The sequence below is a fragment of the Ruminococcus sp. genome (genome assembly GCF_017549005.1).
Taxonomy (GTDB): Bacteria; Bacillota; Clostridia; order Oscillospirales; family Ruminococcaceae; genus Ruminococcus.
Map to the genome: position 1 here is coordinate 19,215 of NZ_JAFYYT010000053.1, position 23,290 is coordinate 42,504.

General features: G+C 42.9%; 17 protein-coding genes. All 17 read right to left on the reverse strand.

Going from position 1 to position 23,290, the window contains the following annotated elements:
• Window positions 1–24 precede the first annotated feature (24 nt).
• The 17 genes from IKW96_RS12805 to IKW96_RS12885 all read right to left on the reverse strand — a co-directional run bounded on the left by IKW96_RS12805 (window position 25) and on the right by IKW96_RS12885 (window position 23,286).
• Window positions 25–831: a hypothetical protein gene (locus IKW96_RS12805; RefSeq protein WP_296575554.1), complete on the reverse strand. Its 807-nt coding sequence runs from the start codon at window positions 829–831 to the stop codon at window positions 25–27.
• 99 nt (window positions 832–930) lie between these two features.
• Entirely contained in the window at window positions 931–2,646 is a 1,716-nt protein-coding gene (locus IKW96_RS12810; RefSeq protein ID WP_296575556.1) for an FtsK/SpoIIIE domain-containing protein, read from the reverse strand.
• Window positions 2,643–5,885 carry an FtsK/SpoIIIE domain-containing protein gene (locus IKW96_RS12815; RefSeq protein WP_296575560.1) on the reverse strand — a complete coding sequence of 1,081 codons (3,243 nt, stop codon included), beginning with the start codon at window positions 5,883–5,885 and terminating at the stop codon, window positions 2,643–2,645. Before IKW96_RS12815 ends, IKW96_RS12810 begins: the two co-directional genes overlap by 4 nt.
• The gene (locus tag IKW96_RS12820) at window positions 5,886–6,212 is read right to left on the reverse strand and encodes a hypothetical protein (protein ID WP_296575562.1); all 327 of its coding nucleotides are present in this window, start codon (window positions 6,210–6,212) and stop codon (window positions 5,886–5,888) included.
• Window positions 6,213–6,220: 8 nt separating this feature from the next.
• The gene (locus IKW96_RS12825) at window positions 6,221–8,098 is read right to left on the reverse strand and encodes a protein kinase (protein ID WP_296575565.1); all 1,878 of its coding nucleotides are present in this window, start codon (window positions 8,096–8,098) and stop codon (window positions 6,221–6,223) included.
• Window positions 8,088–8,252 (reverse strand): hypothetical protein, encoded by a 165-nt coding sequence (locus tag IKW96_RS12830; RefSeq protein ID WP_295090428.1) that lies wholly within the window; start codon window positions 8,250–8,252, stop codon window positions 8,088–8,090. Before IKW96_RS12830 ends, IKW96_RS12825 begins: the two co-directional genes overlap by 11 nt.
• Before the next feature lie 51 nt (window positions 8,253–8,303).
• On the reverse strand, window positions 8,304–9,569 hold the full coding sequence (locus tag IKW96_RS12835; protein WP_296575570.1) for an SseB family protein: 1,266 nt from the start codon (window positions 9,567–9,569) through the stop codon (window positions 8,304–8,306).
• A gap of 59 nt (window positions 9,570–9,628) precedes the next feature.
• Window positions 9,629–10,258, reverse strand: coding sequence for a hypothetical protein (locus IKW96_RS12840; protein WP_296575573.1), 630 nt, complete (start codon window positions 10,256–10,258; stop codon window positions 9,629–9,631).
• An 8-nt stretch (window positions 10,259–10,266) separates the two neighbouring features.
• Window positions 10,267–12,162 carry a polymorphic toxin-type HINT domain-containing protein gene (locus IKW96_RS12845; protein ID WP_296575575.1) on the reverse strand — a complete coding sequence of 632 codons (1,896 nt, stop codon included), beginning with the start codon at window positions 12,160–12,162 and terminating at the stop codon, window positions 10,267–10,269.
• 65 nt (window positions 12,163–12,227) lie between these two features.
• Entirely contained in the window at window positions 12,228–12,713 is a 486-nt protein-coding gene (locus tag IKW96_RS12850; protein ID WP_296575578.1) for a hypothetical protein, read from the reverse strand.
• Between the two features lie 20 nt (window positions 12,714–12,733).
• The gene (locus IKW96_RS12855; RefSeq protein WP_296575581.1) at window positions 12,734–13,093 is read right to left on the reverse strand and encodes a hypothetical protein; all 360 of its coding nucleotides are present in this window, start codon (window positions 13,091–13,093) and stop codon (window positions 12,734–12,736) included.
• A 12-nt stretch (window positions 13,094–13,105) separates the two neighbouring features.
• Window positions 13,106–13,819 (reverse strand): hypothetical protein, encoded by a 714-nt coding sequence (locus IKW96_RS12860; RefSeq protein WP_296575583.1) that lies wholly within the window; start codon window positions 13,817–13,819, stop codon window positions 13,106–13,108.
• Window positions 13,820–13,836: 17 nt separating this feature from the next.
• A complete protein-coding gene (locus tag IKW96_RS12865; RefSeq protein WP_296575586.1) occupies window positions 13,837–14,901 on the reverse strand; it encodes a hypothetical protein in 1,065 nt (354 codons plus the stop codon).
• 50 nt (window positions 14,902–14,951) lie between these two features.
• Complete coding sequence (locus tag IKW96_RS12870) at window positions 14,952–21,284, reverse strand: YDG domain-containing protein (RefSeq protein ID WP_296575589.1); 6,333 nt, start codon at window positions 21,282–21,284, stop codon at window positions 14,952–14,954.
• Complete coding sequence (locus IKW96_RS12875; RefSeq protein ID WP_296575591.1) at window positions 21,281–22,507, reverse strand: hypothetical protein; 1,227 nt, start codon at window positions 22,505–22,507, stop codon at window positions 21,281–21,283. The genes IKW96_RS12870 and IKW96_RS12875 overlap by 4 nt, the downstream gene beginning before the upstream one ends.
• Window positions 22,508–22,639: 132 nt before the next feature.
• Window positions 22,640–22,942 (reverse strand): hypothetical protein, encoded by a 303-nt coding sequence (locus tag IKW96_RS12880; protein WP_296575595.1) that lies wholly within the window; start codon window positions 22,940–22,942, stop codon window positions 22,640–22,642.
• Window positions 22,943–22,962: 20 nt separating this feature from the next.
• Window positions 22,963–23,286: a hypothetical protein gene (locus tag IKW96_RS12885; RefSeq protein WP_296575598.1), complete on the reverse strand. Its 324-nt coding sequence runs from the start codon at window positions 23,284–23,286 to the stop codon at window positions 22,963–22,965.
• Window positions 23,287–23,290: the final 4 nt, after the last annotated feature.

Genomic DNA, 23,290 nt, shown 5'->3' on the forward strand with positions numbered 1-23,290 from the left:
CAGCTCTATTCTGACGAAAAGCGCTTATTTTCTGCGCTCCGTACCGAAAAATACCTTGTCAAAAAACTCTTTTGTCTTATCCTCGCCGAGAGCTTTTTTGAAAACATCGGTTGAAACTCCGCCCTTTGAAATGAGATTATCAGAGTATTCCCGGGTAAGTGCAAGCTTTTCAGCCTTTTCCGCGTCGGAAAGCTCCTCAAGCTCGTTCGCCCTTTCCATATAGGTTCTTATTGCATCGCAGAACATTTCCTCTATCACGTCATCGTCAGCGCGCTTTCCTGCCTTGTGGAGAACTACCGTCATAAGGTCGTCATACCACGCAGGGTCTGTAGTGATATCCTCAAGACTGCTGTATCTGTTCTCAAACTCCTTCAGCGAGTCAAGAACGCTCATAAATGCGCCGTCTGTCCTATCGGGAACAAGATCGTAGAACTCAGCATAAGCCTTGCGTTTTCCGAGAATATACATGAAATCCATGGACATCAGCGGCATATTCTTTTCATATGGCGTGATAACGTATGAAACCATCTGCATGAAGCCCATATTTACCGTCATAACGGAAAGATTTCCAACTTCGCTTACGTCGTACTGCGAAACATTGAACTTCATCAGTCCGTACATTTTTATCTGCGAAAAATCACCGGTATCAACAGGTGTGACCTCGGCGTACTCTGAGAGAGTCTTCATTCCCGCGTCGAGAGTCCTGTTCATGACCTCCATGTTCTTTGAGGCGTTAAAGGCGATAAATCCCGTAAGAGCTCCGCCTATTACAGCTATGGTCAGAAGCACCTTCGGCCACTTTTTCTTCTTTTTGACATCCTTATCCTTCATAATTTCTCTCCTTTTCGTCATTATATGACAGTATATCAAGCAAGCTTATTATATCACCGCTTTTGCGGTATGTCAAGAAATAATGCAGAAAAGCAGACCTTACGTATTCTTTATGAACTTCACCTTCTGAAGCTTATCCGCTTCAACGTCGTAATAATATCCGTCGCCGAGCTCGCATATCGCATATTCTTCTTTAAGATACTTTACGTCCATGTTGCCGAAAATGGTCTTCTGTCCGCGTTCGCCTGCAAATTCCGCAATATTGTCAAGCAGGAACGAAGCAGTGATAAGATTGTTGAAGAAGGCATTCTGCTCGCCGTCGCTTATCTTCTGAACGTCGGAAAATATGAAGATGTACCTCTTTTCATCAGCCATAGCAGCCATTTGCGGCATTATATAGTTGATAAATCTTCTGCATTCCACGGAATTGAGATATATCTGCTTACTTTGTATCACAAAGACAGTCAGCCTGTCATCTGCGGCATTGCAGTCGGGCACGAGCTCGTAATCCTTTTTTAGTTGGTCGCTAAGGTCATAATACGGAGCGAGGAACTTCTTGTCAAGCTCGATATGACTGCTGTTGAGATAAATGTAAAACTGCTGCAGCGGCGAGAGCTTTCTCTTCACAGAAGTGCCGTCCTTCCTCTCAAGCTCAGCTGTTTCAAACTTATTTATCATGACCGTTTCGTGAGAAGAAGCCATCTCAGAGCATATCTCCTTCAGCTGCTCTCTTCCGTCGTCAAAGAAAACGAAACGCGCAGAAGATTCTTTTTCCGCAATGCCATTGCAAAGCAGCCTAAGAAGATTGGTCTTTCCGAATTCCTTTTTGCCATAGACCGCAATAACGTGAGTTTTTTCAAAATCAACGGAAACAGGCTCGAATTTCAGATAATCGAGGCCGACATTTACCGAAAGCCCCGGCTTTTCCGCAGCATTTCTGTCGGCAAATATATCAAAATCCTCCATTGTCAGCTCTTTCGGAAAGGTCTTGTTCCGCTTTACATGTTGCAGGAACTCCTTCTCCTCTTCGCTGTATCCGAACTTTTTTCTCAGATTTATGCTGAAATCAGGGTCACTTATCCCCTCGGGCTTTGAGGTCTGGACCTCGTAGGGAAGGTTCATCTTGAATGTACCCGTGATATTATCTGGTTTTATGGTAACGTTCGCAAAGCCGTGGCCTGCGTTGTTTCCGATGATACCGGGCTTTGACACGAATATCTCGGAATATGCGTCGGCAGGCATCTCATACGCGATCTTCTGTCTGAAGCTTCCCGAAAACATTGCTGTTCCGCGTGTTTCCGAAGCAGTTACAACTATAGATATGCCCTTTGAGATACCGTCACGGGAAATTCTTGCAAATTTCTCATGATAGGACGAATAGCGCTGTTCGTCCATAAATGCATTGAAATTGTCGATAATAAACGTAGTATGGACAGGCTGTCTGCCCTCTGCCGCCTCACGGAAATTCTTTCCGTCCAGCACTTTTATGTTTTCCTTGAGTATGCCCTCGAGTATCCTGAATATCCTCTTTACGTATTCTTCGTTTGAATTGTCATAATATGCTGAAACCAGCGGCATACTGCGGTATTCCGAAAGTGCGCCGTCAAAGTCGAGGATAAATATCTGCTCGCACTTCTCGTCATACTTTTTGTGAAGGATATTGATGAGATTTTTCAGAAATGTCGTTTTTCCGCTCATAGACGAACCGAAAAGCATGATATTCGAGTCAAGAAGGTCGACTCTGAAAGGCGGCTGCTGCTGTATTACGGGTATATCGAATTTTCCAAGCGTACAAATCATTTTATCCATGATCATTCTGTTCCCTCCCATTCGGTTTTATCCATAATAACTCCCGGAAGTGGCGGAAGGAATATCTGGACAGGCCGCTCAAAGCTCCTGCCTGCCTCGGTTATGCATTTTACAATGTATGCAAGCTGGGTATCGTGCTCGCTGATGTTCCTGTTCTTGATCATTTCAGCCTTATTGTCCTTGTCTGATGAATAGAAGCTCTTGTCGTTCCTGCCCGAATTGGGTATGCATGAGACCTTAACGGCAGGAGAAATGTCCATATTTTTGTTTGCTCCCGTGTAAGCGGACTGGAAATACTCAAATCTTGTTCCCGTTCCTACCAAAAGATACGCACGTCCGTTGAGGGGCATTGTGGGTGCGGCAGCTGCCGAAGTTCCCAGCATTTCCTTTGAAGCCTGCTTTGTAGCGACTTTAAGACATATCCTTGCCTTTGAGTTGACTCTGATATCGTCGGTTATGGCACCCTCGATGTTCTGAGAAACAAGGATTATATGGAATCCCAGTGTACGTCCCACTCTTGCGATAGTTGTTATCTCAGCTATGAAATCAACGTCGTTGGTTTCGTTCGAGAACCTTTTAAGTTCGGTAAATTCGTCGACTACAAGTACAAGATGTGAAAGCGATCTCAGCTCCTCAGGCTTTCTGCCAAGCATTTCTTTCTGCTTTTCGTTGAGCTTTTTCCTGAGGTCATCGGTATTCTCGTCAGGAGCGGAGCTTTGTATCTTCCTTATTATCCTGAGCGCTCTCATATAGGCGTCGGTATTGTCAACACCGAACTCCGAAAGCAGAAGCTTTCGCCTTTTTATCTCGGCGTTAAGGGACTCAAGGAACCTTTTCAGCATATATGCCGCAGGAGTTCCCTCCTCCTCGCCTGCCGTATCGGTAACGACTCCCACACAGTGCGGTAAACTGCCGAGTCTGTCGGAGAAGCCTCCACCCTTCATATCGACCAGCATCAGATTGAGGTCCGCAGGGGAATACTTCATGCAAAGCCCTATAAGGTAAGTTATGATAGTCTCGGATTTGCCCGAGCCTGTCGTACCTGCCACCAGCATATGCGGTCCGTCAGCCTTTTCGTACAGGTCAAGGTACATATTTCCGTGTTCGTTCTTACCGATAGGAACGCAGAGATCCCGTGTAACGTCGTTTGCAGAGCTGTCGCTCCAGTTCCTTATGATATCCTCGGATATCCTGCCGCTGTTAACAAGCGATGAATCATAGCCGTAAAGCTCGAAAAGCGAGACCATTGACGGAACATTTCCGTTTTCTGCTATCCTTTTGTAATATATCGAACTCAGCTGCCTGTAGGCAAGCTCAAAGTCGCGGTCGGTCTGAGCGTCGCTCTCAAATATATACTTGTTCTGAAAATGCTTGTATTCAATGAGATTATCGGTATTATGAGCCTTGTTTCTGTCGTTCCTGTCCTCGCTGAGAAAGTTGAGAGTCTCACGGTTAAGAATATTGTAACGCAGACTTACCTTTCTCTCATTTTCATTGCCGCTGCTTATATCAACGATATTTCCGCAGTATTTAGGGAGCATCTCCTTGTGAGGCTGGATAAAGATAAATGTAAGTCCGAGACGGTTCACATAGGGCTTGCCCTCCTCGGGAACTTCAGGGAGATACTTTGAAAAGCCTGTTTCCTTGATGTCATAATCATGGAAAACTATGCAGACTATCTGCGTAAACTTGTTTTCCTCGCTCTGCTCTTCGTTTTCATTTTCCTTTGACTCGTTTCTGCTGCCGTTGCGCTCGTTCATAATGCTGAAAAGCTGTCCGAAAACTATTCCCGAGCTCTCCTTGTCAAAAACGAACTGCGAAACTCCGTCAAGAAGCTCATTTGTATGGGGAAGGTATCTGTATTTGCTGAGTATCTTATTCTGCTTTTCTTCGTCGGATTCTTCATTGAAAAGGAAAACGAACTGCAGATTCTCGGGAGAATGATAGAATGAAAGCTCATATACAACGTGTCTTATGAATTTCTCCGAAACGACATCATCATCTGATATCACGCCGAGAGCTCCGCAGCTTTTCAGGTCAAGCAGCAGAGGCGGCTTCTTTTCCTTGTTCCTGCTTCTCAGGTAATTGAAGCCGATAGTATTGTCATCGGCGGTAATACCCTTATTTGCAAAGTTATACGCAAGGTCGGTAAGCAGAAAACGATTCTTGTCCTGCTCGCTGTTCTCCTCGGGAGTAAGCTTTCTGCTTCTCTTTTTGCTTCCAGGGAGAAGTATCTCTATACCGTCGCCGCCGGGCTTCATTTTATAGAAGATATCGTAGAAAATATTGTCTTTTCTGTCATACTTTATCTCAAACAGTGGCTTGACTTCATCGGACGTGCCGAGAGAGATAGTCATAAAGTCCTTGTCGTTTCTCGAACGTGAAAAGATCATGCCGCTGATATCCGCTGTATTCCTGAAAAGCTCGCTCATTTCGGGATAGGTGGTATTAAGGTAAACTATGTCGCTCTCCTGCCATGTCCTGATAGTTTTTATCATTCGTGCAATGTAGTTTTCGTAGTTTTCCTTCCATTCCTTTACGCTGCCCTTGTGCTCCCTGCGCTTCTTGAAGAAGTTATACGTGGACGTAACAAGAGCAACAACGCCCATTGCCCCCGACATCATCAGCATTGTACTGCCCATTCCCGCAGCGGAGGGAGACAGCTTCATTATGAGGAATCTCGCCCCCAGCATACCGCCTGTGGACAGAAGCGTCGGTATCATGATATCGAGAAGCGACGTTTTGTCAGGCTTCGGCATTTCGTTAGGCGGAATGATGTCTATCACAGACGGCTCCACAACATTGAGTCTTCTTGTGCTGATATTGTACTCAAGACTGTTGTTTTCCTTAAGAATAAACCCTGATGAGTCCTTCGCACTGAAAAGCGAGGGGACGGTGAGCTGAGTTCTGAAAGTAATAAGAATGCAGCTTGAAGTAACAAATCCCAGCTTTTCAAGAGCCATGTCATAGACCTTTGTTCTTTTTTCACCGTAGACCTCGTTAATATCTATTATACTGTGATTTCCCTTTGCGGTATAAAGCACAATCAGCTCTTTTCTTGTTTTCAGATATCTTCGGAAAAGCTCGAAGCGTTCCGCATATTTCTTATCCTTTTCAAGTCCGTAATATACCGCTTCTATAAAATTTTTCAGAGTGATATCCTTAAGCACAAGAAAAGACATTTCATCGTATTTGTCAGCTTCTTTTTCAAATCTGACAGAAATCATTATCTCATTATTTTTCATTTATCCTGCCTTTCTTCCCGAAGAGCGGTTTTCTTCTCCCATTGCAGCCGAAACTGCCTTGCAGAACGCTGTTTTGTCCACAGTGCGCCTGTATTTGTAAACATACAGGATAAGCCCGAAAACAAGAACGACTGCCGCAAGTATCAGCGAAGCCAGCATCGGAAGCACAAGAACAGGAGAATCAAATTTAAGATCAAGCCTGCTGTACATCCCGCTTACAAGCAGAATAACAAAAAACAGCGCCGTAAACGGTATCGAAAACAGAAATGTCCTGATATATGCATTGGCAACGTATTTGAATAGCAATAAATATTTTTTTCTGTTCATATTCCACCTCAGGTATAGTCCCCTGTTTTTTCAAAAAGTTCCTTGATATCCGACTTGCCTACGCCCGTTTTTTCGGAAATAATGTCTATCGTATCATCATTGTCAAGAATGTTTTTAAGCTTCACCGCAGCGTTTCTGAACTGCGTATTCTTGTGATACTGACTGAGGAGCTCATAGGCTTCGGCGTAATTTTCCTTTTTTATCTCTGTATTGTAGATAGCACAGGCAAATTTGTGTCCGAGGCCTGCCTCTTCTATGTCGAGCTTCATTATTTCACTGGATATCTCCTTGAATTTGCGAGGATCTGCAAACTGCATTATCTCGTCGATATACTGCTCGGAAATACTGCTCTTTCTCTTATCAAGGAGACTTACAAGAAGAGCAGCCTCCTGTTCGTCGATCTCTCCGTCAAGATATGTAAATTCGGCGATCTTTCGGTAAACGTCGCCGAATCCCGAATTAGGAACAGTTTTCACAAGGTCGGTTGCTATAGTTTCAAGGCGTGAAAACTGCGTACTCCTGTAGTTTTCTGTAATCCGCTCCCACTTGCTGTATGCGAGCCTGTAGCCCAGCAAACGGAACACAAAAATAACGATAAGTATCGTGGTAAAGACCGAAAGCGCCTTTCCGACAAGACTGAAAGCGCTTCTTACCCTGATATTCTCGGCACGGACTATATTTGGCACGGAGTTTTCCGCTTCGATTATATCCCTTTTTATTTCGCTGTAGAAATGATAATATCTCCTGTCAGACGGGTCGGTATAGCCCTCGCTGCGCTTTCTCGTACATTTCCTTATTATGTCTTCCAACTTCTGATGATAATGGACTGACGTAAGGGAAAGGTCTCTTGAAGTATATGCGTCGTCATTCAGGAAATACTTCCTGTAAAACTCATGGGAATCTCTCGAAAAACCGCTGCCCTTTGTGACAAGATCAAAAATGTTGAGACACTCCCAGAAAGAAGCTCCGAATGAAAAAATATCGCTCTCTATGCTCATTTTTCCCCGCAGGCTTTTCTGCTCAAAGGGGTATTCCGAGTTTTCGGCTGCGGGAGCATAGCACTCGGGAGCTGCATATCCGATGGTGCTGTACGAGTACATCCTGTCTATGGTCTCGTCCGTGCTGTAGTCCGCACGTTCCATACTGCACTGAAAAAACTTTTCCGAAGACGGCAACCTCACCGATCTTCCGAAATCAATGAGCACAAGCTCTTTTCCGTGCTTTGTGACCATAATATTTTCGGGCTTTATATCAAGGTGGAGTATCCTCTTTTTCTCTGTTACAAATTCAAGTATCTCGCAGAGATTTCTCATGAAATGTATCATCTGATTCTGATACATGAGGATATTGTCGTAGTTTTTATAGTAAGTGGCGCAGACGTTTTCCTTTTCGTCATCTCTGAAATCATGGTACTCTATGACTTTTTTCAGTCCGTTTCCTGTCTCTTCGTACTTTCTCAGCTTCCAGAATTCACTTCGGCAGTACTCCTCCAGCGACCAGCCGTCTATGTACTCCTCAACTACGCAGAAATAAATCTCGCCTGTGATAACTCCGCTGCTGACTCTGTCGCATTTCAGCGTAAAGCTGCCCATATCCTCGATAACGTCGAAGATCTTTACGACAGAACGGCATTCCTTCAGCTCCTCGAATATTGAAAATTCATCTTCCTTGAATTTTTTTACCTTGTCTTTGTACTCGCCGTTAAGGTAAGAATGTTTCGGCTTGAATTTAAGTACGCAGGAGAACTCGAGATTGCCGCTCTGTGCGACCTTGATACCCTTGTAAACGATACTTTCCGTACCTATTGCGATAAATCCGTCCTGATTGATCCCGTATGATACATCGACTATGTATCTGAAATCAGTGCCTAAAATCTCATTGCTCATTTTCCTTTTTGCCCTTATCGTATTTATTGAGTTCAAGAACATTGAAGATACTAATCTCCGAGTTTTCATCAAGCTCCGTTATTTTTTTATTTACAATCTCACCTGAGATCCTTTCAGGTATGAATTCTTTTTGTCCGATATTAGGTGCAGACATTTTACACTGTTCCTTTCTTAAAGTTTGGGACAAAGCCTTGCATTATCAAGATCATTTTAACTGTTCTATCATTTCCTTGCTGAAATAACATCCGTTTGGATTTTTATCGGAAGTATTTATCACAATATCGTATTTATCGGTAAATAACGAAATTTTACTTGCTATTGCGTCGTATTTGTCACCGAAAAACGAAAGCAAATGAACTGCATCAGTAAAAACCGGAACTGCATATCTGTTATCACCTGTCTTTACAACGGGAATATCAGGTCCTTCTGTTTCATTTTTCTTGTCATCAGAGCTTACAGGAACAAGAACGACAGCTTCGGACATTCTGTTTACAATGAGCTTGCAGTAAAATTTCAATATGGTATTTTCATCATCGTTCTTTGGCTGCCCGATCTGATTGATAAGAAGCGAAAGCGCCTGTATCTCTGGATTTGTCACAGGCAGAGGGAGAGGATATTTCTTAGTGTGCTCCTCCTGACTTATGAAAGTATGTGCAGGAATAACAACGTCATCGTAAAGCAGAGAAATACCTGAGGCTCCGTTAACATAGAAACTGAATCCAAGGAATTTTTCGATACCGTTTTTGTCTTTTCCGTTCTCTATTTTCCGCAGCTCAAAATCCTCAGACGAATACTTCAGCTTTGCAAACGGCAGAAATGCTTCTGTTATCAGTATCAGCACAGGCGGTGCAGCTGAAAGACTGTCACCGTTTTTATACACATCCGACTTCATATACGGTTCGCCTGTGGATCTGCTGTAAACGCAGTAAATATATTCGGAATCATAAAGCTTTTCCCTGATAATTCCGTTGATTATACTGCTTTGCTTCTGAAGCTCAGCATTGGTCCGCTGAATATTTTTGCGCTTGACAAGAAGATAATCCGTTCTTACTATCTCCGCACATTCACTGAGGCTTGCATTTCTTAAAGTCTGCTCCTTGAGACCGACAACGTCCATCTGAGCCATAAATGCAACTGCATAATTATTGTACATATCCTGCATTTCATAGTTTCCGCTGTAAATTACGGTGCCTGTTTTCAAATTATATCCGTTGCCGCTTTTTATTCTGAGCTCAGCAAAGCTGTCTGTAACCGAATCCGCTTTATTGTTGTTTGTCTCTATCCCGCATATCTCAGCCGAAAACATCTGTGCATTATCATCTCCGAAATTGATAATGCTAACTATATCCCCAACATTAACAGTTCCGGAAACATTGCCGATAACAGCCATATCATCCGTCCCATTAAAGGCGAAAATATCGGCAACTCCCATAATAAATCTGTTGTTTTTATTATTCTTTGCAAAAAACATTCCAAACCCTGCTTTCTTTTATTATTCAGGTTCTTTTAATCTTTGTTACACGCTGTGAACTACCTCGGATCGTAACCTGCGATTTTCAATTTATACGTATCCATGTCCAAAGCCATACGCCATGTCAGATAATCTCCGCCGACGGTCTCTCCGCCTATCACCTGCATACGAAGTTCGACACGATCATTAAAGCATAAAACTCCGCAGATCCTGTACCTGTTTTCTTCAGGAATATAGCTTTCAGCAAACATTTTCGCATACTTAATATCGGAGTCCTCAATATCTATTTCATAAACACTATGTTCATCCAAAGTTTTTACAAGTTTCCGATCAGTACCATAAATGAAGAGGCATGATCCTTTTTTACCTTCTTCTTTGTAGCTTCCACAGACAAGAAGCTGATTTTTGAGCGGATAATATGCCACAACTCCAATTCTGATACCGATCTGAAGTTCATGCTTCATAAATATAACTCTTGATTGACGACGATAGAATTCATATATTAACTCACCATTAAGATCATATAATAGTTCTTTTTCGTTCGGTGTATTTGCGTCTGTTAATACACATACAAAATTATCGTTATATAACTTTGCTCTGAAAATATTATCTGTCTTTATCACAAAAGACTTGTCTTTATCAGATACTTTTATCTCACCCGATAAAGTATCCACGGTAATTTCTGCCATAACTTCTCCTATTTAATTGTATAATGTGAAACATAATCAAGATAATTCGCCAGATCATCGCCACGGGACAAATTGGCAAACAGTTTATATTGGGTAACAGACATATCTCCCGGATGATATATATTGTTAGCCAGATCAATCTGAGGACCAACCGGACCATATTCGACTTTCAGGCTCACTCCAGGCTTAACTTCAATAACCTTAACAACACTTGGATCGTTTTTCCACCCCAGTTTAACAGCAAGATTATTCCTAACAAAATCAATATCGGGTATCCTGGTATCCGACGCCCAGCCTCCCATTTTTGTGAATGGATCATCAGCACCTTCAATAGCCATATACAACTTCTGACCATGTTTTAACTCCATAACCTGTGGCTTATACCCTGGGGGCCATGGTGATTCAGTCTTGATTATATCCAGATATTCCGCATAATTTCCTTTGGGATTATCACTAATATATGCATTCCATGTTTCTTTTGTTCCAATATTGCTTGGATCGTCAAAGAATGCATCATTAATAACTTTTCCTCCATACATATGGTCTGCATTATGTACGAGAATACCTGTATCTGATACAAAATACGTATGATACTCTTCGACCTGAAAATTATAGACCGTAACAGGCGAGGCGGTTATTTCGGTTCTTACGGACTCAATCGGCATTTCGTTTCCGTCGCTGTCCGTCAGTACGTCGCCCTCGGAAAGCTCCGAAGCGACCACAAAGCCGAGCTCCCTGACGTAGAAGGGGTGTCCCTCCGTAGTAACTATCTCTTCACCGTTTACTATCAGGTGTACGAGCTTCATTGTTTCGCGGACATAGGTCTCGACTACCTTCTTGAAGCCTCTTTCGCCTGTTTTTTCGTCAGCCGAAAGCACGATATCTCCTGCACGGATATTTTCAATGGCTGTCAAACCGCTGACTGTGCTTATCATCGTTCCTGCAACGAAGCACTTGGAAATGCCGTTCTGCAGGTCAAACTGAATACCCTTGAGCATTCCTGCGCCGAACGCACCGACTGCTCCCAGACCTAGCTGAACTCCGTTGTAGAGCTTGCTTGAATGCAGCATCTGATTTAACTGCACAAGCTTGCACTTCGGATCTATCATCATTGCTCCCAGTGACACCAGATCAAAGCCTGCCATTCCGAGATTGAGGATATTCGCCGACAAAGTTACATTCTTTATGGCAGGTCCGAACTTTGCGATGAGATCGCATGATCTGCCGAGAGCCTGTCCTGCAAGCTCTCCTGCACCGCCGATACCGCCGAAAATAGCTCCCGTGATAGCTCCCGAGAAAGCTCCGTCTTCAAAGCCGTCAAGGAATGATCCTTTTCCCGTGGCTTTTGCGGAGATACCTCCGATTATTCCGCCTATAACAGCTCCTGCAATAAGACCCTTTGCTGCGCCGATAGCAAGAAGTCCGAGACCGGCGGCAGGGCACACGCAGATTACGACTATTGCCGCGATAACGAGAACTACCGTTACGATTATCTTCCAGTGATCCTTGCACCACTGACCTGCCTTTTTGAAGCCGCCCTTGACCTTTTCCCAGGTGCTCTTTTCACATTCGGGTTTAAGATATGAGTATTTTTCGTAGAAGTCCTTCTTGTTCTGCCTGATCAGAGCTGCCGCGTTATTGTCCGTTTCCACCGTATCGCTGATGAACTCGTCAAGGTTATCGTTGAATTTCCCGATGGAATCCGCAAGGACTTCCTGTGTATTCACCGAAGCACGAACAATTCCCGCTTCATTATATACATCGCAGGCAGAATTGTCTATATTCAGTATTTTCTTGTTGAGATTTTGCAACTCGTCCTGAAAAGCGGTCACTTTTTTCTTTGACGCTTTCAGAAGTTCTGGCATCTGATTTATCTTTGACGCAAATAATGATATTGTTGCCATAAAACATCTCCTCGCTGTTTTATCACAGTTCAGTTACGCTGTATGCAAATTCTATGCAATAAAGCTCATTTCTTCATCTGCATAATTTTTACCATCAGCTCGTGGGATTCTTTTGAAACGGAGTTATTTCCAAGCTCTCCGTTTTCATACTTTACAAGCAGATATTCAGCCAAAGTGTAAAAACCTTCCATACTGTGATTCAATTCAAGTTCATTGCTGTCAGTATAGATAGTTATTTCGTATAATGGTCCCAGCTTTGGTCTGTTATGATCTGAACACTCAATCTCTTTTATGTCTTTAAGGTCAAATCCGTAGCTTTTTCCGAATTTTGTCCTTACTTTGAAAACGTCATCTGAAACCCTGAGATGAAATAAACAATTTGAGAGTACCGTCATCACAAACATTACGGTTAAGATAACGAAAAAAACAACATTGAACTTAAAATGCCTGCCAAATACGAACATAAGTACGCACAATACTGCAAAAGCAAGATATATTGCCCCTGTCACCAGCAGATCATTTTTAGGAAATCTTACTTCAAACTCTTTCATTATATCACCTGCCAATATTGTTAATCGGATATTGCCTCTCTGATCTCATTGACGAGATTCTTCGGGAATTCAAATCCGTAATCCCATATACCATTAACAAAATCAGCTCCGAATCCTTTCATAATAGTCTTGATCTGTACACGAGTTCCGTTTCGGAGCGACCTGATTGACTGCGTCTTCCAAACGTGCTCCCAACTGCCTCGCCCCTTGTTTATTCCTTTTATCTTCAGCGGGAAGTAATTGCTCAGTTTACTTGTTATTCCTGTTGCAAGAGCACCGACGGCAAATGAGAAGCCTGCGTCGAATAAAACGTCCAGTACCGACAGCTTTTTACCGTTTATCGCAATATCACCAACATCTCCGAAGACGGACGCGACCATGTCTCCCAGTCCTCAGAATGTCATCTGTTTTCCGAGGGACAATGCTATTTCGCCGCTGCCCGAAAACCATGAACACAATCCACCTGCAACCGCGCCCGAAATTGCTCCGCTAAAAGCTCCTTCCTCAAAGCCTTCAAAAAACGATCTACCGCACATGACACTGAATATTCCTCCTGTCAGTCCGCCAATCGCCGAACCGATGATCAGACCTTTTGCCGCAGCGACTAAAAGTGCAGCGACAGGACCAAGCGCAGTACCCGCTGTTGCAACTATCACTACCACCGCAGCAATGACTAAAACGACAGTAGTCAGCAGTTTCCAGTGCTCCCTGCACCATTCGCCTGCCTTTTTGAAGCCGCTCTTGACCTTTTCCCAGGTGCTCTTTTCACATTCGGGTTTAAGATATGAATATTCTTGATAGAAGTCCTTCTTTTGCTGGCTGATAAGAGTCGCGGCTTTATTGTCAGTATTCACCGTATCATCTATGAACTTTTCGAGACTGTCATTGAGTTTCCCGATAGAGTCGGCAAGGACTTTCTGTGTATTCACCGAAGTCTGAACAATTCCTGCCTCATTATATACGTCACATACGGAATTGTCAACTTTAAGAATTTTTTTATTGAGATTTCTGAGTTCGTCCTGAAAAACGTTCACTTTTTTCTGCGACGCTTTCAAAAGCTCAGGCATATGGTTGATCTTTGAAGCATATAAGGATATTGTTGCCATTTCCGTGATCCTTCCGCTTATTTCTTTTTAGTCAGTTTTTGTAGTATGATAAATATGATAACGCCTGCTGCCAGTATTCCGCCTGCAACCAATTCAGATATATGGCTCTTCTTTTTTTCTTCTGAAGAGACAGCTTCCTCAGAAGCTTTATCCTGCGAAACTCCCGATGTTTCAGCTGTTTCTGACTGTATCTCAGTCAACACCGTAGTTATTTTTCTGCTTTCAGATGTCGAAACTTTAGAAGTGGCAGAAGTAGTTTTTGAAGTTGACGTTGTTGTTTTACTTTCAGAAGACTCTTCAGTCGCTGAAACTGTAGTTGATTCAGCAGCATTTCCTTTATCGGAGTTATTGTTATTGCTACAGTTATCAGCTTCGTTCCTCATGCTGTTATCGCTGTTTGTAGCAGCTTGTTCTCCATTCTGCTGCGGCTGTTCCTGATCCTGCGGCGCAGGCTCGTTGGATACCGCCCCCTCATTATTCGGTTCGGTTATATAATCCGTTTCAATACGATATAATGGGGCATCTTCTACTATCCTTACTCCGCCGCCTGTCAGTTTTCCAAAATTTTCTATGGAATAAATCACTCCATCTTTTTTAAAACTGAATTCCCGTTCATCTTCCATAAACTCAGGAGCAAATTCTACACCATAAAAATCGCCGACTTCAGCATTATCAGGTATATGAATAGCAATATAGCAAATAATATCGTTTGCATCATAATATACATCTTCACCATAAGTCGCAACTCTAATACCGTTTGTAAATCCTGACCATGATGAACTGTTAACTCCGCCAAATGGGATCAGGCTTTTTCTATATGTCGCAATAAACCTTCCCGGAACATTATCAGCTTTCCTTACAAGGAATGACAAATACGATATTCCGGGATTATTTGATACCCTTACAGGGAGCTCCACCTTATAATCGGGTTTGATTATCCAGTTTCTCGGAAGTTCCCAGGTGTCTATGCTCATCTCGATCGCATACTCTGCTTCTGCAAATGCTTTATCAGTTTTTAAAGTTAATGGAAAAATAACCGAAGCTGAGAAAATTACAGCTGCTAATAGTGTTTTGATTTTCATATAATTATTCCTCATTTTGTCATATGTCTGTTGCTGTACAGCAATTTAAATTATAGTAAGCGGTTTTTCCTGCGCTTTTTCTTCCTGAACAGGATAAGTCCGACTGCTGCCGCAGCAACCGCTGCAACTCCTCCGATGACCCATGACCAGAAATGTCCCACACAGATATTTTCAGCCTCCTGCATATCAAAAACATTTCCTGCCGTATCAACAAGATGTATGCCGATATTGTGCCAGCCCTCGTTTATGGAGAAACTGAGCGTCTTTGCTCCTTCTGAATAATCAAAGGGGATCTCCTCGTTGTTGTCGTAGATCTTGCAGAGTGCAACGTCAAGGACCTCGCTGATATCGGAAAGCACAATATTTCTTGGCTTTTTACCTGGATACCATTTCCACGACCTGAGTTCGGAAGGTATCTTAGCTTCGGGCTTTATATTATCAATGTGAATCTTTCCGAGGTCGATTCTCTCACCGTTATCCTTAACAGAAAGAATGAGCTCCTTATCGGTGTCGTTCTGATAGTTTTTCTTGAAGAAGTCCGATTTCAGAGTATAATTGTATATCCTGACACCGAACATATCGGTATTGACGCTGTCAGGCGACAGCTTTGTATCTGTTTCATCGCCGTTAAGATCGCGGAGAACTATCTTCTTGTCCGTTGAAGAGCCCGACATGATAGTGATATTGATATCACTGAAATCATCAGGCCGCTTGCTTATCGGACTTCCATTCTCGTATTCAAAGGAGAATAATCCGCTCTTTGTTTCGATACTGCTGTTGGGAATGTACGCAAGTATATCCCTTTCAAGCATTCTGACATAGGTATTCCTGTTGAGGAGACTCTTGTTTCCTGCCTTGTCAAACGCACATATCTCGATATAGTATATTCCGTCGTCATTGAAGTCTTTCAGTACGAAATTCCTGTCTTTGATATTCTCGCTGAATTCCTTCATACCAATATTGCCGAGCTCGTTTTTCTGATTGTACTTTGGTACGTACTTTTTCACCGTATAGCTGATATGGTCAAAATTGATATCATCAAACTCTACTGTGGGAGCTTCATCGGCAGCTCTTTCCGGCGTGTATGTGTCAAGAAATTCAAGTTCGTTTTCTTTTCCTTCAACTCTTTCACCATTTTTGCTTACTACCTTCGGAGCAACAGTATCTATCTCAAACACCTCGGTATTCGGCAGCGAATCAGCAAATACCGACCTGTTTCCGGCCTTGTCAAAGGGGTCTATGCTTATCCTGTACACGGAATCCCTGTCGACATCGAATTCAAGAGTGTATCTGTCGTTGTTGGACGGGTCTTTTTTCCAGTCCGAATGACTTACAAATGAGTAGGTCTCATCGTTAAAGCCGTTCTGATCGTGAGCAGAACCGGGCGATTTCCTGTAAACCCTGAGACCTGAAAGCTCAGGAGAGAAATTGTGCTCTGTTACGCTGATAACGGCGCGTTTTCCTTCCTTGTAGTATAATTTCTCGCCCGATCTGCCGAACTTATCAAAATTAGTTGTTATTACGGGAGCTGTTTCATCTACAAAGAACCTTTTAACTCCGTCATATGGCTTGTTTACAGCCGCCTTGAAGCCTGCAAGATCTTCGCCGCTGATATCGAAAGTATAATCGCCCTCGCCGAATCTCAGCACAGCCGTATGCAGCGACTTATTGTCCGGATCATCGGTAAATGAGATCGTCGGAGCACTCGTACCGTAAGAATTGCTGATATCCGCCTTGATAAGTGAAGGATCGAAGTTCCTTTCAGTAACGCTGACAACTATTTCCGCCTTTCTGTCGGCGTTGTAGTATTCCGTTCCGTTCAGTCCCTCTGAAACTCTTACATCTATGACAGGCGCAGTCTTATCGACTGTGAACTTATTGCTTTCCTTGCTGTCCGAATTTCCGCAGTTGTCGTTTGCCTCTATCTCAAGCGAGATGTCGTTGTCATCAGAACTGAATACAAAGGTCTTTGAAACAGCCGTAATGAGATTTGCGTCCATTTGCTCTATCTGCCAGCCGTTTCCTATCTCATCACCGACATTGTACTCACCTGCGGTCACCTGAGTTAAAACTGACTGATCTTCACCTGCTGCCTCCGACCTTATATTGACCCTCCAACTGTTAAGACCCGATTTCACGTCCTTTATCACGACCTTAACAGAAGCGTCCTCGGTAAACAGTGCATTGCCGTCTGCGGACTTATGGGCTGCTTCAGGAACAGTAATAAGTATCTCAGGCTTTTCATCTTCGGAAACTATTGCAGAGCTGAGCGTGTATTCTCCCGAACGGTTTCCAACGTTATCTAACGCCTCAACGCATATCCTTCCCTTGAAGCCCTTGGGAATATTTACCGGAGCATACCATCTGCCGTCCTCGTCGGCAACGATCTTTTCGGTATACACAGACGGATCTGCTTTCTCATCGGCAGTATCGTCTGAGATAAGCCTGTAATTCAGCTCTTTAAGTCCCGAAGAAGCGGCTTCATCGTCTACAAATATCTTCGCAGTAAATCCGTCCTGATAAAAAATACTGTAGCTTAACTCAGCTGAGGGCTCCTGCGTGAAGCTTTCGGCGGAAACTTCCTTCCCCTTATCATCGGAAACATCGCTTTCCCCGGCATTTGTCTTAGGAAATAAAGCACCTGTAATGCCCGGATTCCTGTTATCTATGTAATATTCATATATAACGGGAGTGCTCTTGTTTCCTGCATTATCTTCGGCAATTACCTCATACCTGTGAGCACCGCTGATATCAGTATTCTTATGGACTGCGGAGGTCCTGAACTTATAGGTATGCTCTTCGCAGTCTATCTCCTCAGCTTTTTCGGATATCTCAGCAGAAATTATCACGTTCCTGTCTTCGCTGTCATCTGTATCGAACTTTTCACCGTTTTCCCTGATGATGACCTCGCGCAGACCAGAATCTTCGTCCTTAACCGAATAGGTTATATCCTCGGAATCAGCTTCGCTGAACCATGAACGCTTTTCATTCTCTGAAACTTTCTCCTCATAATGCGCTGTCGGATAGCTGCAGGTCACGATTGGAGCGCTTTCCTCAACTACAAGGTCGATAAGCTTATCCTCGCTGATATCAAGGCTCTGCGAACCTCTGCCGCTTTTTGACGACGAGCTTATAACGTAGTCCGTACTGCATTCTCTGCCTGTATTATCGCAGACTGTAAGCCTGAATCTCTTTTTGAATGCATTTCCCTTTGAAGGGAGCGGTACAGTGAAAAAGGCGTTATATGTGCCGCCTAGCTTATTGTCTTCGGCAGGGGTCAGATCGACTGTCTCCTTATTTTCAAAGGTGACATAAACCTTTTTTATCTGACTTTCATTTCTGTTATGACGGGTATCACTTTTCGCCCTGTTTTTGGCGTCGCTGTCAAAAACAGAAACATTTACGGTTATACCTGTGTTTGCAAAAATGCCGTGATTTAATATATTTACGACCTTTCCGGAAACGTTTGTATCAGTTTGTGATACAGTAACATCATTTATCCACGGAACATAACGGTCGATGTGTACATCAAACTTCGCAAGTTCATCGGCTGCGAGCTCGTTTCCTGCTTTATCGCTTGCCTTGACTTCGATATGATAGCACTGATCGCTGTTAAGAGGAATGTTCTTTAAATGGGTGCTTTTATTGAGAGTATAGACAAGAGCATTATCTTTTCCGCTGATATGTTCCTCGTCAAATTCTATTTTTACTCCGTTTACGGTAATGACAACTGTGTTCCTGTCTATTCCCGAAAGTTTGTCGGAAAGACTGATATCTACCTTAAAATCATCACTTTCCCTGAACCAGCTTTTGTCATACACAGGATCGACAGCTTCGATGCTGCACGAAGGAGCCCCCTTATCATAGCCGAAGCTTACACTGCCCACATCAGACTTGTTGCCAGCGTTGTCCTCTGCATAATAGTAATAAGTATGCTTTCCTTCAGTTAATCCCGACATTTTAAGAGAATAGGAGTCCTTTATTTTCCTTTCGGAAGCAAATTCGTTATCAACAACTATATTATCTTCCGCTTCGGATTCGGATAAGCTTATCGAGTAAATACCACTTGCATCTCCTGACGCATAGGTATCATCAGCATTTATGACCAGCTCTCCGTCCTTGAACCATACAAACTCGTCATCTTCACTTCCTGTTGTTCTTCCCTGTGAAGTATCGGCTGAAATAACGGGTTTTACAGTATCTATCAGGATATCATTTGATTTTATGTTCTCTTCTTTATTAAGGAAATATTTGCCCGAACGGCTTTTATCAAATACCGCTATAAAAGTATCATGATATAATACATTGGTTTTATTGAAAACCAGCGTTGTTTCTTCTTCATCTGATGGATTCTCAACAAGCTGTTCATACCTTTTATCCCAGTCAGAATTGATGTCGATAATTTCTTCATCCGAGGACTGTACAGGCGACAAAAGACAATATTGAGTTATTCCCAAGCTTTGGTCGCTTTCACTCTCATCCTTAGCTTTAACAATAAATGTAATATCACTTTTGGAATAATTTCCCGAATTAAGATATCTTATTTCATCTTCGCCTGTCAGTTTAACGGAAGTTACAACAGGAGGCTTGGTGTCAAGAAAAGTCCTGCCGTCCATATAGGTTTTAGGCTCTGTTTTTAATACGTTGCCTGCGTTGTCCGTAATCCTGAGCGTCAGATTGTGCTGCCACCTTGAATCGGGAAGGCGGACTGACTCATGGTATGGAACCAGTATCTGAAATGAAGTATTGCGGCTCTTGACATATTTTACATTGTTTTTATCATTATACAGATTGCAGCCTTCCGCTTCTATCATATATCTGCCTCTGCTGTTGGTCGTCGATTCCCCTCCATATTCTTTGAAATCAGACTGTTCAACATCTTCATCCCATTTGTACTCGATCTTCGCAATACCCGAGCCGCTGTCAGTAACATTTCCATCAGCGATAAAGTATCCGTTGGAACCGTTGATCTGGCCATCTTTTTGGTAAAATATCTGAGAATTGAAATAACTAACTTCTATATTACCTACAGAAGGAGCTTTTTTATCAACGAAAACATCGCAGGTATAAGCCTGACCGTTATTATTTCTGAAAGAAAGTTCTTTGCTGACCTTCTGACCGAATTCGTCAGTGAGTTCAAAATCAAAGTTGTATTTTCTCTCGTCACCGTCTTTCACATCGTTGATATCAAACGTGTAGGTATATGAATATGCTCCGCTTGTACCGTTTAATTTCGCACTTACAGAAGAAGCTTCAAATACATCTTCGCCGTCCCTCAGGACTGCATTGTTTTTCTGCATGATACCATCGCCGTCAACGGTCACATCTATTCTCGGATTCTTGTTGGTAACGAGCATATATACGTCTTTTCCGTCAGCTTTCTGTGAAACGTAATTCAGCTTCTGTCCGTCAGATGCTTCAATTTTTACACTGTCCGACTTAACGCTGTACTCCGACCTGTCAAGAACATATTTTACCGAGGAGATCTTTTTGCTTCCCTTGCCCTGTTCGATAAAGAATGATATGCTGTCATCATCTGCAACATCAATATCAACGGCTCCGCCCATGTCCTTATCATTACTTCCCACGCGGTAAAGGATATTTCCGTCCCTGTCCTTAGGCGCACTTACAGTTACAGTATAGCCTGTTATTTCCTTATCCTCAGAGTAAGAAAACGATTTTAAGCTTATTTCAGGTCTTTCATCAACATAAAAGTATCCGTCCACAGCTAATTCGATATTTCTGGAAGGCTGACCGTTTTTCTTTACGCTGTAAGTATATTTGCCCGTACTGCTGTTTTCCGCACAGTCAGGCTGAATGCTGAGCGCTGCCGCGTTGATCTCCGAAGCCATATCGCCTGACAGTGAAAACGGAACTGACGCAGGAACTTTATCTCCGCGGAAAATAGTATCAGCCGCAGGATCGGGAACTATCTTAACTGTCGCATTTCTTATAGACGCAATTTTGCTTATCTCGTAAGTTTCACCGCTCAAGCCGTACTTTTCGGCATCATTGCCTTTAAAACCGAACTTTACGGTAACAGTTTTGTTGTCACCGACATCAGCCGAGTCAAAAAAGGCTTCCGCAGTAAGCTGCACATCGTCATCAGCGGCAACTCCGGGAATATGATAATCCTCCGCACTGCTTACGCCCAGCGGCGAAAAATCAATGACCGCTTTATCAGTGCCGTCGTATGTCTTATCAGCTACCCTGACATTATCCAGAACGCCTGACTGATACCATTTATTCTCTCCGAAAAAGCTGTTCTGTGTGCTGTTGACTTCATCATTTGCTGTCGGTTCCGCAAAAACCTCGGAACGGCAGCAGTTTGCAGTGATGAGCAGTGCAGAAACAAATGCTGTGATCTTCTTTAAATTCTTCATGGTATCTCCGCTTCTTTCTGTTTTAAACTATTTGTATCGGTGTCTGATGTTTGATTTTTCAATGATGTCAGGCTGTTATTGAACTTCTCTGAAAATGCCTTTATTCCGCTTTCGATATCATCTGCAGAACTGACGCACGGCATTTTGATCTCAAGATCGTGCTTGGGCATTTTCACATTTTCTGTGAAAAAAGGCTTTTCGTCTACAGCTGTATTGAGGGATATTTTTTCTATCCCGGGCATTTCAAAATCACTGCCTGCGAAATCATCAATACTGACCTCGGGCAGCTCTATTTCTGGACGGTCTATCACAAAAACGTCGTGCTTTTTCACCTGATTGACCTTAATGTTCGGTATTGCCCCCGCCTCTGCTTTTACCGGTCTGTGTTCGGGGATCGAAACATGACATACATTGAGCTTCGGCAGCTTTGATATTTCAGGTTTTTCCGCTTCAAAATGCGAGATATTAACCTTTTGGACAATCTCCATGCTCGGTACCTTTGCCGAAAACTCGGGTACCGTGAAATCACGTACTTCAATATTGCAGTTTATCTTCGGCTGTTCGATATCAGCCGCTGAATGCTCCGGAAGCGTAAACTCCGTTACTGCAGGAGAAACCGCCACATCAGTATCAAGAACAGGACTTGATATTTCCGGTCCTTTGAAACTGTGTAAAGTTATCTCATAGTTTCTCTTTATATTTTCCGTTCCCGAAATGGGATACTCAGGCGTTTCGTAGTTAACTTCATTAAACTCGGGAACGACATCTGTATCGACTTCAATACTGCCTGTCCCTGGCATTTTAAAGTACACCGGCTCAACATGAAAGTCTTTTGTTTCGGGTATATCAGATAGAAAAAAATCCATCTGTATTTCGTTTTTCAGTTCGGGAACTTCTGCTATCTTTATATTATTGCCATGCACCGAAAACTGCGGAAAATCAAAACCGTGAGGCAGCTCGGAATGTTCTTTTATCTCTATGTCATTTCTTACATCAGGTCTCTCAGGCTTGGAAAATTCAAATTTTGTCTCCCGAACTGTACCGATAGGTCTTATCTTTTTCAGTTCAGGCTCATATTCATCTATTTTCACATTTTCAAGTGCCTCGAGCCTGTCAACAAATCTGTTCCTTTCAAGATAAAGCTCGTACTCTTCGTTATAAATGCGAAGGGACTCTTCATCGAGAAAGCTTTTTTCTTCATCACTGAGAATTTTAAAAGACATTTTCTTTCCTCCGTCTGTTTCTTCCGTTTTTTACTCCGTTTACTGTGCCGACTAATCGTAAAACTCCCGAAAAAATAAATACAGATACAGAATATGCAGTCCTGATACTATATTCAGAACTGCATATCATATTTATTTTCCGCCGGAAATGCTTTCCGCGATCTTGAGGTCAACGCTTTCAAAATTTGATCTGTTGGCTTCAAGAAGCTGTGACATTCCATCAACAGCAGATGGAACACTGTCCGTTACGAGTGGAGCTGTCTGATGGTCGAAAAACTCCATAAGAGCGTCCTTTGCAGCGCCCTCCATGTTCGCGATAGCAGCTTTGAAGTCTCTTACAAAGTCTTCTCCTGCTGTTTTATATTCCTTTGAATAACCTGCAATTTCTTCAACTGCTTTTTTTACTGCGTCGTTTACGATTCTGCATCCTGCCATTTTGATCTATCTCCTTTGTATTACTTTGAATTTTCGTTTCCTAACTGATCGTCGAGTCCGTCTGTATCGGGGATTGCTTTAAGTATTCCTTCGCACATCTCTCTTAAAGCCTTTACCATACCCGTAAGACCTTCACCGATAAGGGGCTGTATCTTGTTCTCATTGAAAGATCTGAAGCCTTCAGCCGCATTGCCGCTGAAATTTCCCGGATAAAGCTGACTGAAAGTATTGTCGAGCTTTGCCTTGATCGAATTAGCCTTTGTTTCGTACTCGCTGATAGCATTAAGAGCGTTATGCAGCATTTCAGGTGTGATATTCACCGTTCCGGTTGTTCCCATTGACATAATC

What these genes read in the sequence shown, in the direction of transcription:
- IKW96_RS12870 (WP_296575589.1), bottom strand. Translation starts at nt 21,284, where the DNA reads ATGAAGAATTTAAAGAAGATCACAGCATTTGTTTCTGCACTGCTCATC.
- IKW96_RS12845 (WP_296575575.1), bottom strand. Translation starts at nt 12,162, where the DNA reads ATGGCAACAATATCATTATTTGCGTCAAAGATAAATCAGATGCCAGAA.
- IKW96_RS12805 (WP_296575554.1), bottom strand. Translation starts at nt 831, where the DNA reads ATGAAGGATAAGGATGTCAAAAAGAAGAAAAAGTGGCCGAAGGTGCTT.
- IKW96_RS12810 (WP_296575556.1), bottom strand. Translation starts at nt 2,646, where the DNA reads ATGATCATGGATAAAATGATTTGTACGCTTGGAAAATTCGATATACCC.
- IKW96_RS12820 (WP_296575562.1), bottom strand. Translation starts at nt 6,212, where the DNA reads ATGAACAGAAAAAAATATTTATTGCTATTCAAATACGTTGCCAATGCA.
- IKW96_RS12840 (WP_296575573.1), bottom strand. Translation starts at nt 10,258, where the DNA reads ATGGCAGAAATTACCGTGGATACTTTATCGGGTGAGATAAAAGTATCT.
- IKW96_RS12885 (WP_296575598.1), bottom strand. Translation starts at nt 23,286, where the DNA reads ATGTCAATGGGAACAACCGGAACGGTGAATATCACACCTGAAATGCTG.
- IKW96_RS12830 (WP_295090428.1), bottom strand. Translation starts at nt 8,252, where the DNA reads ATGTCTGCACCTAATATCGGACAAAAAGAATTCATACCTGAAAGGATC.
- IKW96_RS12880 (WP_296575595.1), bottom strand. Translation starts at nt 22,942, where the DNA reads ATGGCAGGATGCAGAATCGTAAACGACGCAGTAAAAAAAGCAGTTGAA.
- IKW96_RS12850 (WP_296575578.1), bottom strand. Translation starts at nt 12,713, where the DNA reads ATGAAAGAGTTTGAAGTAAGATTTCCTAAAAATGATCTGCTGGTGACA.
- IKW96_RS12815 (WP_296575560.1), bottom strand. Translation starts at nt 5,885, where the DNA reads ATGAAAAATAATGAGATAATGATTTCTGTCAGATTTGAAAAAGAAGCT.
- IKW96_RS12835 (WP_296575570.1), bottom strand. Translation starts at nt 9,569, where the DNA reads ATGTTTTTTGCAAAGAATAATAAAAACAACAGATTTATTATGGGAGTT.
- IKW96_RS12860 (WP_296575583.1), bottom strand. Translation starts at nt 13,819, where the DNA reads ATGGCAACAATATCCTTATATGCTTCAAAGATCAACCATATGCCTGAG.
- IKW96_RS12875 (WP_296575591.1), bottom strand. Translation starts at nt 22,507, where the DNA reads ATGTCTTTTAAAATTCTCAGTGATGAAGAAAAAAGCTTTCTCGATGAA.
- IKW96_RS12855 (WP_296575581.1), bottom strand. Translation starts at nt 13,093, where the DNA reads ATGGTCGCGTCCGTCTTCGGAGATGTTGGTGATATTGCGATAAACGGT.
- IKW96_RS12865 (WP_296575586.1), bottom strand. Translation starts at nt 14,901, where the DNA reads ATGAAAATCAAAACACTATTAGCAGCTGTAATTTTCTCAGCTTCGGTT.
- IKW96_RS12825 (WP_296575565.1), bottom strand. Translation starts at nt 8,098, where the DNA reads ATGAGCAATGAGATTTTAGGCACTGATTTCAGATACATAGTCGATGTA.